General features: G+C 40.3%; 13 protein-coding genes and 4 tRNA genes. 12 read left to right on the forward strand and 5 right to left on the reverse strand.

Annotation, left to right across the window (positions count from 1 at the left end):
• Positions 1 to 305: 305 nt before the first annotated feature.
• The 4 genes from trpA to AC5YD2_RS10670 are packed head-to-tail and all read left to right on the forward strand — an operon-like array spanning position 306 to position 4240.
• Positions 306 to 1109: a tryptophan synthase subunit alpha gene (gene trpA / locus AC5YD2_RS10655; protein WP_496126309.1), complete on the forward strand. Its 804-nt coding sequence runs from the start codon at positions 306 to 308 to the stop codon at positions 1107 to 1109.
• Positions 1106 to 2002 (forward strand): acetyl-CoA carboxylase, carboxyltransferase subunit beta, encoded by an 897-nt coding sequence (gene accD / locus AC5YD2_RS10660; protein WP_496126310.1) that lies wholly within the window; start codon positions 1106 to 1108, stop codon positions 2000 to 2002. Before trpA ends, accD begins: the two co-directional genes overlap by 4 nt.
• A complete protein-coding gene (gene folC / locus AC5YD2_RS10665) occupies positions 1999 to 3288 on the forward strand; it encodes a bifunctional tetrahydrofolate synthase/dihydrofolate synthase (RefSeq protein ID WP_496126311.1) in 1290 nt (429 codons plus the stop codon). Before accD ends, folC begins: the two co-directional genes overlap by 4 nt.
• Positions 3275 to 4240, forward strand: coding sequence for an SPOR domain-containing protein (locus AC5YD2_RS10670; RefSeq protein WP_496126312.1), 966 nt, complete (start codon positions 3275 to 3277; stop codon positions 4238 to 4240). Before folC ends, AC5YD2_RS10670 begins: the two co-directional genes overlap by 14 nt.
• 23 nt (positions 4241 to 4263) lie before the next feature.
• Here AC5YD2_RS10670 and AC5YD2_RS10675 read toward each other — a convergent pair whose 3' ends face one another.
• Positions 4264 to 4860, reverse strand: coding sequence for a dual specificity protein phosphatase family protein (locus AC5YD2_RS10675; RefSeq protein WP_496126313.1), 597 nt, complete (start codon positions 4858 to 4860; stop codon positions 4264 to 4266).
• Positions 4861 to 5113: 253 nt separating this feature from the next.
• Entirely contained in the window at positions 5114 to 5749 is a 636-nt protein-coding gene (locus AC5YD2_RS10680) for a peroxiredoxin (protein ID WP_496126314.1), read from the reverse strand.
• A 335-nt stretch (positions 5750 to 6084) separates the two neighbouring features.
• Here AC5YD2_RS10680 and secA point away from each other — a divergent pair, with 335 nt between their 5' ends.
• The 8 genes from secA (at position 6085) to AC5YD2_RS10720 (ending at position 12498) form a co-directional block, all read left to right on the forward strand.
• Positions 6085 to 8802, forward strand: coding sequence for a preprotein translocase subunit SecA (gene secA, locus AC5YD2_RS10685; RefSeq protein ID WP_496126315.1), 2718 nt, complete (start codon positions 6085 to 6087; stop codon positions 8800 to 8802).
• 204 nt (positions 8803 to 9006) lie between these two features.
• Positions 9007 to 9354, forward strand: coding sequence for a hypothetical protein (locus AC5YD2_RS10690; protein ID WP_496126316.1), 348 nt, complete (start codon positions 9007 to 9009; stop codon positions 9352 to 9354).
• 166 nt (positions 9355 to 9520) lie between these two features.
• A complete protein-coding gene (gene argJ / locus AC5YD2_RS10695) occupies positions 9521 to 10741 on the forward strand; it encodes a bifunctional glutamate N-acetyltransferase/amino-acid acetyltransferase ArgJ (RefSeq protein ID WP_496126317.1) in 1221 nt (406 codons plus the stop codon).
• 125 nt (positions 10742 to 10866) lie between these two features.
• Positions 10867 to 11934, forward strand: coding sequence for a quinolinate synthase NadA (gene nadA, locus AC5YD2_RS10700; RefSeq protein ID WP_496126318.1), 1068 nt, complete (start codon positions 10867 to 10869; stop codon positions 11932 to 11934).
• A 156-nt stretch (positions 11935 to 12090) separates the two neighbouring features.
• Positions 12091 to 12167 (forward strand) — tRNA-Pro (locus AC5YD2_RS10705).
• Positions 12168 to 12213: 46 nt separating this feature from the next.
• Positions 12214 to 12290, forward strand: a tRNA-Arg gene (locus AC5YD2_RS10710).
• Positions 12291 to 12330: 40 nt separating this feature from the next.
• Positions 12331 to 12406 (forward strand) — tRNA-His (locus AC5YD2_RS10715).
• A 15-nt stretch (positions 12407 to 12421) separates the two neighbouring features.
• Positions 12422 to 12498 (forward strand) — tRNA-Pro (locus AC5YD2_RS10720).
• Between the two features lie 128 nt (positions 12499 to 12626).
• On the opposite strand, the gene yfiB is transcribed toward AC5YD2_RS10720, so the two are convergent.
• Genes yfiB through yfiR form a run of 3 tightly spaced genes read right to left on the reverse strand, consistent with a single transcriptional unit; the run spans position 12627 to position 14854 of the window.
• Positions 12627 to 13106, reverse strand: coding sequence for an outer membrane lipoprotein YfiB (gene yfiB, locus AC5YD2_RS10725; RefSeq protein WP_496126319.1), 480 nt, complete (start codon positions 13104 to 13106; stop codon positions 12627 to 12629).
• Between the two features lie 21 nt (positions 13107 to 13127).
• Positions 13128 to 14345 (reverse strand): diguanylate cyclase DgcN/YfiN, encoded by a 1218-nt coding sequence (dgcN, locus tag AC5YD2_RS10730; RefSeq protein ID WP_496126320.1) that lies wholly within the window; start codon positions 14343 to 14345, stop codon positions 13128 to 13130.
• 5 nt (positions 14346 to 14350) lie between these two features.
• Positions 14351 to 14854: a regulatory sequestration protein YfiR gene (gene yfiR / locus AC5YD2_RS10735; RefSeq protein ID WP_496126321.1), complete on the reverse strand. Its 504-nt coding sequence runs from the start codon at positions 14852 to 14854 to the stop codon at positions 14351 to 14353.
• Between the last annotated feature and the right edge of the window lie 241 nt (positions 14855 to 15095).

Genomic DNA, 15095 nt, shown 5'->3' on the forward strand with positions numbered 1-15095 from the left:
TTTGCTATTTAAGGAAAATTAAAATGTAAACTCTAACTGACTTTTTTATAATGTTTTTTTATCAATATATCTAAGTCAGTATTAACGTTGATGATTTTAAAATAAAGCGAAAATAGGTGTTTTTGATCATTGTGAAAAAAATCAAAATATTGATAAATGTGCACTGTGTTGTTAAATGAATTTGAGGTAGTGTTGTCTCAGTTTCGCTCTGTTCATCGAGTAAAAAATAGCGTTACAATGAGATGACTTGTATTTTTACAATATCAACTCCTCAATTTTAAACAATTCAAGGAATGTAAGCCCCTATGTCACGTTTAGCCACACGATTTTCACAGCTTAAATCTCAACAGCGTAAAGCTTTAGTTTCGTATGTTATGGCAGGTGACCCACAACCCGTGGTAACAGTTCCACTGTTACATCAAATGGTTGAGGCAGGGGTAGATGTCATTGAACTTGGATTGCCATTTTCCGACCCAATGGCAGATGGTCCAGTAATTGCTCTGGCTGCTGAACGGGCTCTAGCTGCGGGGACCAATACCCTCGATGCATTAAACATGGTAAAGCAGTTCCGTGAGAAAGACAGTGAAACACCTGTTGTACTGATGGGCTATTTAAACCCTGTTGAAGTGATCGGCTATGAGCGTTTTGTTTCGATTGCACACGAAAGTGGTGTAGACGGTGTTCTTTTGGTGGACTTACCACCAGAGGAAGCAAAAGATTTAGATACAGTATTGAAAAAATACAATATGGATCAAATTTTCTTGCTCGCACCAACATCGACAGATCAACGTATCCAACATGTAGCAAATCAAGCAAGTGGCTTTATTTACTATGTTTCACTGAAAGGTGTGACGGGTGCAGCAACTTTGGATGTCGCAGAAGCTGCGGCGCGTATCCAAAAAATTAAAGCTGTAACCAATGTACCTGTGGGTGTTGGCTTCGGAATTAGTGATGCGGCTTCTGCGAAAGCAATGGGAAGCGTGGCTGATGCTGTGATTGTGGGTAGTGCATTTGTGAAACCTTTTGCAACCCTTGCACCCGAACAAGCTGCTGAGCAAGCGGTCAATAAAGTTAAGGAGCTTCGAGCTGCGCTCGATGAGTTAGTATGAATCAAGAAGTGAAATCAGGGAAAGTTTTGAGTCCAATTACACCATGGACAGAACGTTCTGTTCCGGGCATTCATGTTCCTGATGAACAACAGACATTAAAAGCGACATTTACTGAACCGACCATAGAGTGTCCAGAATGCCACGCTTTGGTTACCCGTACAGCGATGTCTTTCAATGCTTATGTTTGTCCACAATGTGATGAACATTTGAAAATGAAAGCCCGTGATCGTTTGAATTGGTTCTTTGATCAAACAGGCAAAGAGTTTGGTCAAGAGTTCGTTGCAAAAGATCCTCTCAAGTTTGTCGACAGTAAAGCTTATCCTGTGCGTATGAAAGAAGCACAAGAAAAAACAGGCGAAACTGAAGCATTGGTGGTGATGCAGGGTCAAATCAAAGGCTTATCTCTAATTGCATGTGCTTTTGAATTTGATTTTATGGGCGGATCAATGGGTACGGTAGTCGGTGATCGTTTTGTTCAAGCGGCTGAAAAAGCCATTGAAACCAAACAGCCGATGATTTGTTTTGCCGCTTCTGGTGGTGCACGTATGCAAGAAGGCATGTTGTCTTTGATGCAAATGGCACGTACATCCGCTGCAATCCAAAAAATGAAAGATGCACGTGTACCGTATATCGTGGTATTAACGCATCCTGTATACGGTGGTGTAACGGCATCACTTGCTATGCTAGGTGATGTACATATTGCTGAGCCTAAAGCGATGATTGGCTTTGCTGGTAAGCGGGTGATTGAGCAAACTGTACGTGAAAAATTGGAAGAACCGTTCCAACGTGCAGAATTTTTGCTTGATCATGGTGTGGTCGATCAAATTGTCCATCGTCATGCATTACGTGATACAGTTTACCGCATAGTAGCGAAGTTGATGAATTTGCCTTGATGCACACAGCACCATTAGAAACTGATGATTTACAAACATGGCTCGATTATTGGAGCCATGTTCACGTTACAGGGATTGATTTAGGCTTAGAGCGGGTCATCCCTGTGGCAGAAAAACTCGGTGTGGTTACACCGGATGCTAAAGTGGTGACCGTTGCTGGAACAAATGGCAAAGGCTCAACCTCAACCACTGTGGCCTCTATCCTGAATGCTCAAGGCTATCATGTAGGCCTTTATCAATCTCCGCATATCTATCGTTTTAATGAACGTGTCAAATTGGCTGGTCAGGAAGTTGATGATCAATCATTGATTGCTGCTTTTGTCTTGGTCGATCAAGCTCGCCGTAAATGTAATCTCAGTCTGTCTTTTTTTGAAGCAACGACACTGGCTGCCTTTGTGATTTTTAAGCAAAAGGCTTGCGATGTCTGGGTGCTTGAAGTTGGACTAGGTGGTCGTCTTGATGTCGTTAATGTCGTGAATCCGAATGTTGCCGTGATCACCAATATTGGTTTAGATCATGTCGATTGGTTGGGTGATACGATTGAAAAAATTGCCTTTGAAAAAGCCGGTATTATTCGTCCCAATATTCCTGTGATTTTTGGGGGGCAGCAAGACCTACCTCTGGCGATTCAACAAAAAGCACAAGACTCAAATGCTCAACTCTATTGCGTCAATCGGGACTATTTTTATAACGATAGTCTGGATGGAAAAACCTGGAACTTTGCAAGTGCAGGGACAACCTTAAAACTGCCTATCGGTTCTTTAGCACTTGATAATATTTCGACGGCTGTCGCAGCTGTTTTGTTGAGTGGACTTAAAGTTTCACAACAAGCAATCGCGACAGGGATTCAAAATGCCAAGCTTCAGGGGCGATTTGACGTACGAAAAATCGCCGATAGAACAGTGATTTTTGATGCAGGACATAATCCGCATGGTGTAGAATTTTTGTTAAAGCAATTGCGTAATTTCTTAGAATACAATAAACAGTACACAGAAGTGGTTGCTGTTTTTTCAATGCTTGCAGATAAAGATATTCATTCTGTCGTTAACTTGTTGAAAAATACCATATTAGAGTGGAAAATTGCACCTATGGCTGTGCCTCGTGCTGCGTCTTTAGAACAATTAGAGAACGCATTGCAAGGTGAAACAGTTCAACCCTATCAAAATGTACAAGCAGCATTTCAATCAGCGCTTGAAGACACAAATAATAATCAGCTGATTTTGGTGTGTGGTTCGTTTCATACCTTAGAAGCGGTCTGGGAGTATTTAGAGCATGTCAATGAATAACAAACAGCGTTGGATGGGTGGCGTTGTTTTATTAGGTGGTGGTGTTTTATTGGCAGCCCTCCTATTAAAGGGTAAAGAAGAAATACATCAAACCCAAGTCCAAACACCGACGACTGAAAAAGTACAACAACAAGCCAATCGTCCTGCTGAAGCAGTTCAATTAGAAGCTTTAACGGTTGATGTTGAAACAGAAAAGCGTCTGCTTGAAGAACAACGACGCGCGCGGGAAAAGGCAGTGGCAGAGCAAGAAGCGAAGTCTGCTGAATTTTTACGCATGCAACAACAAGCAGAAGCTCAAGCAGCTCAAAAGGCAGCTGAAGAATATGCTGCGATGAATGCAAACCGTACGGCGCAGCAAAGCTCCGATCATATTCCCCCTGAGTTGGTTGAAGATGAAAAGGCCAAAGCTCAACAGTTAGTTGAAGACAAAAAAGCTGAAGCCAAGAAGCAAGAGCAGTTGAATGCGAAAGCCGATCAGACTGCTGAGCAAAAACGTAAAGCAGAAGAGCAGAAAAAGGCTGAAGAAAAACGCCTAGCTGAACAAAAGGCAGCAGCAGAAAAGAAAGCGGCTGATGAGAAGCGTAAGGCTGAGGCTGATAAGAAAGCTGCTGATGCAAAACGTAAGGCGGAAGCTGAGAAAAAGGCTGCTGAAGCCAAGAAAAAAGCTGAAGCTGATAAAGCACGTGAGCTGTTGGAAAAAGGTGATAAACAGTGGATGGTTCAAGTGGCACTGGCTGCCAATGAAGCAAATGCTGATGCCGTTGCTGCGAAACTTCGCGCCAAAGGCTATAAAGTGACGCAAAGCCCAACGTCAAAGGGTATTCGTATTATGGTTGGCCCTTCGAAAGACCGTGAAACTGCGGATGCAGCGCGTAAGAAAATTAATACTGATCCAAGCCTGAACATGAAGTCAGCATGGGTGATTGATTGGGTGCCTTTAGATAAGCGCTAATTTGTGTAGATGTTCTGATAAAATTAAGATGGATTCGAGAGTTGCTCTCGAATCCATTTTATATTTTCAGGGGTGAATATTTTTTCGATGTTGATCCAAATGGGATGAAACCCATAACCCCCATATTTCATCTCATCAAGTGCATCTTGAGTTGACCAATGTTCGAAAATAATGCGATACATCGCAATACTTGCACCTGTTCGATCTGAGCCGTGATAGCAGTGAATCAGTACGTTTTTATCTTGCAATTGAGCATGTTGAATTTCACGCATGACTTTGAGCAAATCTTCTCGGCTAATTGCCCACGTGTGTATTGGAATATGAACGAGATTTAAATCGGTGTTGGATAAAACTTTGGAATCTTGGTCACGACTACGTAAATTAATAACGGTTTGAATGCGATGTTGTTTAAGTAAAGGAATAATCTCAGCTTCAGGCTGTTCGCTTCGAAACACAAATGAACTGATTTGGTAGAAATTATCAGCGCGCTGTATTGATTTCCCCCAATGGCTTGGTCTGCGATCATCTGGCAGCGTAGGTGTGGTCATACAGCCTGTTAAAAGCAGACTAGAGAGGATCAAGCTGTAACAGAAATGATTAAAATTTGGTTTTGTTTTCATTGTCGTTCTAGATATTTTCAAGATTTAAATTTAAAGCGATTTTAGGTGACGAAGTTCAGTGGATTCAAGTTGATTCTTGCAACCAAAGCTGAATGAAAATATCAAAAAAACGAATCTGATGATTGAGGTGTAGCTTAGATTTTAATTGGATTTAATGTTGTTTAAAGAAAAAGGCCTATTTGAAAATAAGCGGTGTGATTCAAGATGGCTCGTCAAAGAATCTTGAACCTAAGTCAAAAGATATCATGGCTCTTTATTTGGGTTGAGCCGTAAATCTCAGATAAGGCTTAACAGCTGTATACCCGTGAGGGAAGCGTTGTTTAATTTCTTGTTCATCTGTTAACGCAGGGACAATCACGACGTATTCACCTTGTTGCCAGTTAGCAGGGGTAGCAACTTTGTGGTTCTCTGTGAGTTGTAAAGAATCAATGACCCGCAAAATTTCATGGAAATTACGACCTGTTGAAGCAGGGTAAGTGATGATTAAACGCACTTTTTTATCTGGATCGATCACCACCAAAGAACGTACAGTCGTGGTTTCGCTGGCGTTGGGGTGAATAAAATCATAAAGCGTGGATACTTTACGATCTTTATCGGCAAGAATGGGAAAGTTCACTTGAGTATTTTGTGTTTCATTGATGTCTTGAATCCATCCATAATGTGATTCGACATCATCTACAGACAAAGCAATCGCTCTGACATGACGTTTTTCAAATTCATCTTTGAGTTTTGCCGTAAAGCCAAGCTCAGTGGTGCAGACTGGGGTAAAGTCAGCAGGGTGCGAAAATAGAATTGCCCAATGATCACCTAAAAACTCGTAAAAATTAATGGTACCCTGGCTCGATTCTTGTTGGAAATCTGGTGCAATATCACCTAAACGTAAAGACATGTTAAATCCTCATTTATGCTGTATATGGTGTATGTTGAATCAGAATATGGAGGATTTTATTTAGAATGAAAAATAGTGTTTTAAGCTTTTATTATGAAAAAAATGGATAAATACTTAAAATTTATTTAAAAAAATGATTTGTTTGATAAGAATCAACTATCTATAGAACGATTAAATTTGCTACATTAATTCGCCCTTGACGCTATGCTGTAAATGCACTGGTCAGAATTTTTTGAATGCTTTTGTTTAAAACCCTTGTACTTCAAATTTCTAGCACCATAATAACGTCTGAGAAAAAATTTATTTTTAATAAGCAAGTTTTAGAGAGTTTATACATGTTGGCAAGTCTGATCGGAGGTATCTTCGGTACTAAAAACGAGCGCGAACTGAAGCGTATGCGTAAAATTGTCGAGAAGATCAATGCGCTCGAGCCGACGATCTCTGCATTAAGTGATGCAGATTTATCTGCAAAAACCGAAGAATTCAAACAACGATATAAGAAAGGCGAAAGCCTAGATAAGTTGCTACCAGAAGCTTTTGCGGTGTGCCGTGAAGCGGGTAAGCGCATTATGGGGATGCGTCACTATGACGTTCAGCTGATCGGTGGTATTACCTTACATGAAGGTAAAATTGCAGAAATGCGTACTGGTGAAGGTAAAACCCTGATGGGTACTTTGGCGGTATACCTCAATGCAATTACCGAACAAGGTGTGCATGTCATTACGGTGAACGATTACTTGGCACAACGTGATGCTGAGTTAAACCGTCCGCTCTATGAGTTTTTAGGTCTGAGCGTCGGTGTTATTTATTCAATGCAAGCGCCGTTTGAAAAAGCGGAAGCGTATCGCGCTGATATTACCTATGGCACAAACAATGAATTTGGTTTCGACTATCTACGTGACAACATGGTGTTTTCTCTCGCTGAGAAAAAACAGCGCGGTTTAACGTATGCGATTATTGATGAGGTCGATTCGATCTTGATCGATGAGGCACGTACACCTTTGATCATTTCAGGTCAAAGTGAAGATTCTTCTCAGCTTTATGCGGCAATCAATGCGATTCCACCCAAGTTGCATGCTCAAAAAGAAGAAAAAGTGGCCGATGGTGGTCATTTCTGGATTGATGAAAAGCAACGCTCAGTTGAAATCACTGAAGCAGGTTTTGAGGCGGTTGAAGCTGAATTGATTGAAATGGGCTTGTTGGCTGAAGGCGAGAGCTTATATTCGGCTGCAAATCTGAATTTGGTTCATCATGTGACTGCTGCGATTCGTGCTCATTATCTTTACCAGCGTAATGTTCAATACATCATCAATGATGGTGAAGTGATTATTGTCGATGAAAATACAGGTCGTACGATGCCAGGTCGTCGTTGGTCTGAAGGTCTGCATCAAGCCGTTGAAGCGAAAGAAGGGTTGGAAATCCAACCTGAAAACCAAACGCTTGCAACAACGACATTCCAGAACTATTTCCGTTTATATAAAAAGCTTTCCGGTATGACAGGTACTGCTGATACTGAAGCGGCGGAAATGAAAGAAATTTATGGTTTAGATGTGGTACTGATTCCTACACATCGTCCAATGGTGCGTAATGACCAAAACGATTTAATCTATTTAAACCGTAACGGTAAATACAACGCCATTATTGAAGAGATTAAAAAAATTCACGAAGCTGGCGTTGCCCCAATTTTGATTGGTACAGCGACCATTGAAGCTTCTGAAATTTTGTCTGATAAATTGAAAGAGGCGGGGATTACCCACGAGGTATTGAATGCGAAACAGCATGAGCGTGAAGCCGATATTATTGCGCAAGCGGGTTCTCCGCGTGCAGTGACCATCGCAACCAATATGGCGGGTCGTGGTACAGATATCTTACTGGGTGGTAACTGGAAATCTAAACTCGCAAAAATTGAAAATCCAACTGCAGAGGACGAAGCACGTCTGAAAGCAGAGTGGGAACAAAACAATGAAATGGTCCTTGCTTCAGGCGGGTTGCATATCATTGGTTCTGAACGCCATGAATCACGTCGTATTGATAACCAGCTACGTGGTCGTTCAGGTCGTCAGGGTGACCCTGGTGTTTCTCGCTTCTTCTTATCACTTGAAGATGATTTGATGCGTATTTTCGCAGGTGATCGTGTTGTCGGTATGATGCGTGCGATGGGCTTGCAAGAAAATGAAGCGATCGAACACAAAATGGTGTCGCGTTCAATCGAAAATGCACAGCGTAAAGTTGAAGCTCGTAACTTTGATATTCGTAAGAATCTATTGAAGTACGATGATGTCAACAATGAACAACGTAAGATTATTTACTCACAGCGTGATGAAGTCCTTGCTGCAAGCACTTTACAAGATTACATCGAAGGTATGCATCGCGAAGTGATGAAAGGGGTGATTGAAAACTTCATCCCGCCTGAGTCAATTCATGATCAATGGGATATTGCAGGTCTAGAGCAAGCACTCAATGCTGATTTTGGTATCAATTTGCCTGTCAACGAATGGCTTGAGAATGATCGTCGTCTAGATGAAGAAGCATTGGTAGAACGCATTACTGATGAAGTCATTTCACGTTATCGTTCTCGCCGTGAGCAAATGGGTGAAGAATCAGCTGCGATGTTAGAGCGTAACTTTATGTTGAGCTCGCTTGATCGTCATTGGAAAGATCATTTGGCGGCTATGGATTACTTGCGTCAAGGGATTCACTTGCGTGGCTATGCGCAGAAAAATCCTGAACAGGAATATAAGAAAGAAGCATTTAACTTATTCGTCAATATGTTGGCTGTGATTAAGTCTGATGTGGTGACTGACTTGTCATTGGTTCGTTTACCAACACCTGAAGAGCTGGCTGAGATGGAAGCACAGCAACAAGCTCAAGCTGAGGCAATGCAGTTGTCATTGTCACATGCTGAAGTGGATGGTTTAACGGGTGAAGAAACAGTTGTTGAGCAAGATGTAAATCAATCTGCGGGTGATGTAATCATCCCACCTGAAAGTCGTAATGCACCTTGTCCATGTGGCTCAGGTCTTAAATACAAGCAATGTCACGGTAAAATCTAAGATCTGACTTAATGTATCCTTAGAATTAATCATGATATTCAGAAAAAGCAGAATTTAGATTCTGCTTTTTTATTTGGATGAGTATATTTTATGCGTTGGATTATGGATTAAATCGTGGTTTGATATTTACAAGATGTGAATAAATATTGCCTAATGAATAAGTTAATGTTATTTACATGTCATGAATGAAACATTGGAAAGAAAATGAAAAAACTATTAAAACCAATCTTCGCTATCGCATTGGCACTACCGACTCTTGCATTTGCAAATGCTGCGACACAAACCACAACTGTTGATAAAGTAAAAGCGGCGACGGGTGCTCAAGTTGCTCAAGCTGAAGTGAAAGATAATTCTACGACAGTGATTAGCCCGCGTACTGGTATTCGCTATACTTTGGGGAATACAGGTGGTCGCCCAATCATTTTGAAAACAGCGGCTATTTCTGCGGTAACGCCTGCAACGGCAAATCGTATCGTAGCGTCTAATCCAGCATTATCTGCTTCGAGTCAAGAAAAAGCCAAACAAGCTTTATTGGATGGAAATGCTCAATAATTTTCAACACTATTGGCTTTAATCTTAAGATCAATACCAGCAGCTTTTGCTGGTATTGTTTTATAAAAGCTCATATAAGCAAAAAATGCGGTATAGAACGACTCGATTTTTTGACTCTTTTCTACTAAGCTTAGTTTTCCTTTAATTCAATTTTGGACATTTAAAAATGGCGGTTGGTGACGTGGCGATGCCACAGATGCATGTGGTAAAAGGTGTAAAAATAGGCTCAGCAGAAGCGTATGTGCGTTATCCAAACCGACGTGATTTAGTTGTTTTTGAATTTTCAGCAGGGACGAATGTTGCAGGTGTGTTTACACAGAATGCATTCTGTGCAGCGCCTGTGCATGTATCTAAAGCACATTTGGCTGAAACTAATCCACGTTATCTCGTGATCAATACAGGTAATGCCAATGCGGGTACAGGTCCAACGGGTCTGCACAATGCTCAAATAACTTGTGCTGAATTTGCCAAAATTGCTGATGTGAATACAAATGAAGTCTTACCATTTTCAACAGGTGTGATTGGTGAGCAATTGCCAATGGATCGTCTAATTCAAGGCCTTAAACCTGCATTCGACACGCTTGTTGATGATGCATGGGCTTTGGCAGCTGCTGGCATTATGACCACAGATACTTTGCCAAAGGGCGCTTCTGAACAGTTTGAAATGGATGGTGTGCTGTATAGCATGACGGGTATTTCAAAAGGTGCAGGCATGATTCGTCCAAATATGGCAACCATGCTGGGTTTTGTTGCGACAGATGCTCCAATTTCGAGAGCATTGGTACAGCAATTACTTAAGGCGACAGTAGAGCAGTCATTTAACCGTATTACGATTGACGGTGATACCTCGACGAATGACTCATGTATTTTTGCAGCAACGGGTCAAGCTGGTGGTGCAGAAATTACATCAACTGAAGATGCTCGCTATGCAGTCGTTCTAGAAGTATTAACGCGTATTATGAAACGTTTAGCACAACTCATCGTTCGTGACGGTGAAGGTGCAACGAAGTTTATTACTGTAGCTGTTGAAGGGGGGGCAAATACTCAAGAATGCTGTGATATTGCATATAGTATTGCGCATTCTCCGTTAGTCAAAACGGCATTCTTTGCATCTGATCCTAACTGGGGGCGTATCCTTGCAGCGATTGGTTATGCAGGTGTAAAAGATTTGAACGTTGAGAAAATCCAAGTCTGGTTGGATGATGTGCAAATCTGTAAAGATGGTGGTGCGGCAGCAGACTATACAGAAGAAGCAGGTGCCAAAGTGATGAATCAAGCAGAGATCATGATACGTGTTGATCTAGGTCGAGGGGTAGCCAAAGATACGGTCTATACCTGCGACTTGTCTTATGACTACGTCAAGATTAATGCTGATTATCGTTCTTAATGCAAAAAAGCCTCAATATGATTGAGGCTTTTTTATATATTTTAATGATTGGTAAAAAGCAAACTGCCAAATTATCAATCGGTGTGTGATAGCTCACTTGAGCGCTAAGGATAGAGACAGCTAGAATGAATGATGCAACCAATTTAATTGCCAACGATGCAAAGACGATTGTACAAGCGCATTTAGACTTATTGGGTGAAGTGAAGGAGCATGTAATATCTCCTGAACTGAAAAAACAGAAATTTGCACAAATCCAAGCGGAATTGATTAAGCGCGATGCTGTATTGGTTGCACATTATTATTGTGATCCTGAAGTTCAGGAACTTGCTGAATTGACGGGTGGTTGCGTTTCTGACTCTTTAGAGATGGCACGTTTTGGTCGTGATCATCCAGCAAAAACCTTGGTTGTGGCTGGTGTAAAGTTTATGGGGGAAACCTCGAAGATCTTATCGCCTGAAAAAACAGTACTGATGCCGACGTTGGAGGCAACCTGCTCCCTAGACCTTGGATGTCCTGTAAACGAGTTCACAGCTTTCTGTGATGCACATCCAGACCATACTGTGGTTGTGTATGCCAATACATCAGCAGCAGTCAAAGCACGCGCAGATTGGGTGGTGACATCTAGTTGTGCGGTTGAGATTATTGAGCACCTCGATAGTCTAGGTGAAAAAATCATTTGGGCGCCTGATCAGCACCTTGGTCGTTACATTCAAAAGAAAACGGGCGCAGACATGTTGCTTTGGGATGGCGCTTGTATTGTGCATGAAGAATTCCGAGCACGTGGTATTGCACAGATGAAAGCGCTTTATCCTAATGCAGCTGTGCTGGTGCATCCAGAGTCTCCAGAATCGGTAATTGAGGTTGCGGATGCTGTGGGTAGTACTTCACAGTTGATTAAGGCGGCACAAGAGCTTCCACACGACACCATGATCGTCGCAACAGATCGCGGTATTTTCTACAAAATGCAACAAATGGTACCAGACAAGACATTAATCGAGGCGCCAACAGCAGGAGAGGGTGCGACTTGTCGTTCTTGTGCGCACTGCCCGTGGATGGCGATGAATGAATTAGAGGGTATTTTGGATGTTTTACGCAAAGGCGATCAAGAAATATTCGTTGATGCCGCATTGTCAAAACGTGCAAAACAGCCTTTAGATCGAATGTTGAACTTTAGTGCCTCTTTAAAACGATAAAAGTGGCTAAAATGCTTGATAAATATACATTTGAAGCATTATTTTCATTTTTTTTGAATATAGGTGTTGACGAGATTAAGCGTCGCGCCTAGAATGCACACCGTACCGAACGATACATCGAAAGATAAGTTGAACGGTACCAAAGCTGAGATGAATCGGAGTATGGCGCAGTTTGGTAGCGCACCTGGTTTGGGACCAGGGGGTCGTAGGTTCGAATCCTACTGCTCCGACCAATTCTTCAAGGCAAGGTTTTCCAGTGATCTTAGATCGTTAGGTAATGCGCCTGTAGCTCAGTTGGATAGAGCATCCGCCTTCTAAGCGGATGGTCACAGGTTCGAATCCTGTCAGGCGCGCCATCTGGTCGTTTGATGTTGTAGAATCTAAAATGTTGTTATGGTGGTTGTAGCTCAGTTGGTAGAGCCCCGGATTGTGATTCCGGTTGTCGAGGGTTCGAGCCCCTTCATCCACCCCACTCTCTTATGAGAATCGGAGTATGGCGCAGTTTGGTAGCGCACCTGGTTTGGGACCAGGGGGTCGTAGGTTCGAATCCTACTGCTCCGACCATTTAAATAAAGTTTGAACATTGAAAAAATGATCCGCTTAATAGCGGTTTTTTTACGTCTATAAAAATCTATTAAACTACAGCAACAAACAAAAGACTCTATAGAGAGTCTTTTTTACATGAATGAATATTAAGGGATAATGATAATCGCAACGCGTCTATTGGCTGCGCGTGCAGCTTCAGTATCAGCATGCTCAATAGGTTGGGTTGAACCTTTACCTATTATTTGAATATTCTGTGGTTGGAATTGGTTTGCTAAAAATATTTGAGCAACACTTTCTGCGCGTTTCTGGGAAAGCTTTAAGTTATAATCAGGATCGCCAACATTATCGCTATGTCCAACAACTTTCACTTTATTTAATTTAAACTTATGCAGTTGCGTTGCAAGTTGATTTATTTCAGCATGTTTTTGTGTTGAAATTTCTGAAGCATTAAAATCAAACAATAAACGCTCAGGTAAACCTAAACTCCAACCTTCTTCAGTTAATACGAAACCTTGCTGTTTCAGCATTTTAACTTGTTTATAATTGAGAGAACCAAAACTTAAACAACCTGACAGTGTAATAAGTAGAATCCCTAAAGCAATAAATTTTAATTTTCGATTAAACATTATTTGCAACCTTAGATAAGTTTAAGAATGATAAATGAACCAATGATGTTTGAGTGTTTTTGCTTTATACATTGCTTGGTCAGCTTGTGCGACTAAGTCTTCGGGACTGTTCGCTTCTTTTGCAATTGCAATTCCAATACTGAAACTAAAAGGAACAACGTGATCTTTGTAAATTAGTGGTTCTGCACAGCACTTAATTAAATTCTCTGCGATAGAAATCAGGTGCTCTACTTGGTTGACTGATTTGAGGATAATGGCAAATTCGTCACCACTTAATCGAGCAACAAAATCATTTTGCCGAGTACTTGTTTTTAGTCTTCTGGCTGTTTCTTTTAAAACTTCATCGCCAACCGGATGACCATATTTATCATTGATGTTTTTAAAGTTATTGCTGTCAATAAACACGAGTGCTGCATGCTCACGTAATTCAGGATTTGAAAAAACATCCTGTAAAACCTGATTGAAATAATTTCGATTAGGTAGTTGAGTCAGATCATCATGTTGGACTTGGTGAGTCAGTTGGCTATTTTCACTTTGTAAGTGAATATGCCATGACTGAATTTCTTCCAATAATTCGTTAAATACAATATTAAGATCATCAAATTCTTTAATATTGTTTTGTGGAAATCTTAAATTATACGCTTTTTGTTTACTCACTATTTGTGCGATATGACTGATTGGTGAAATTGAATTCATAATATGTTGATAGGTGATATTTACTGACCACCATAATGCAAATACCATGAACAGCATGCCGAGCAATAAGCCTAGAAAAATTTTAAGCATAAAAATTAAAATTTTATTTGAACTACCATATAAAACAACTTCACCGACTTTTTCACTATTATGATTTACATCTATACGTAATGGTTCTTTAAAAAATAATTGATCAAAGATATTTTGTAGTGATGAGTAGTGATGAATATCTTTAATACTATTAGTAATAGGTTGCCCAATACTATTGTTGATTTGAATGGATCGAACAGAATGTTGTTGTGTATATTCTTGAATAATTTGATTCAATGTCAGTTCGTCTTGGAATACCAAAGCAGGTTGGATTCGTTCTGCAACTGTTCGGCTCACCAAAAGCAAATTTTGTTTTGCATAAGAATTTACAGTGAAAACTGAAATTGATGTAAAAGTCAGTGTACAAATTAAGAAGGTGATCGCAAAAATAATAAATTGCGATCTTCTAAATACTGATTGAAGTGAGCGTAAATCAAAATATTTTTTAATCATGATGCTTACTCCGTTTGTTGCGCTAGAAGTAAGACGCGGGGATCAATATGAATTTTTGTTTTAGCTAAGCTGTCAAGATTTACTTTAAAAAGAGATTTGCCACCTTTAGATGTATATAAGCAGAATACACTTCCAATCTCACAATCATTGTTGTTGATTGAAAATGAAAGTGCAGGGGGAGTCTTTAAATTATTAATAATATTCTGTTCTTGAGAAGGGGAGTTTTTCGAAAAGAAAATGGCATCGCATTTAAGGTTAGCGATGTTGTTTGATGAAACGTTTATAACTTTTAAGTTGGGTTTTTTGGAACTTGCGATGACAGCCAATTCATTTTGAGTTATCTGATCATCTACAACACATAAGCTGGGATTTTGGCTTGACCACTTCACATAGCTCATAATTGAAAACGTAATAGTAAAGATCGAGTGATTTGAATTGGCATGAGAAAGACTACTCAATAAAAGTAGTACCCCGAAACAGAAGAATTTTCTATTTATAAATGGCGCCATTTAAAATTTAGTATTTTAGTCGTTGTATTATTGCTTAGTTTAAAACATATAAAAAAATATAAATAGCTTAAAAAATGAATCAATAAATCAAATCAACGTGAATTTAGAGGAAAAAATGGTCATTTGTTAAATAAATTTTAAAAAGGGTATTGCAACGGATCTGAAATGCTGTAGAATGCACATCCATCGGCGGTGATGAAGATTAAAACTTCTGATAAAACAGTAACTTAGTTAAAAATGA

Source organism: Acinetobacter sp. CY73 (genome assembly GCF_059515865.1).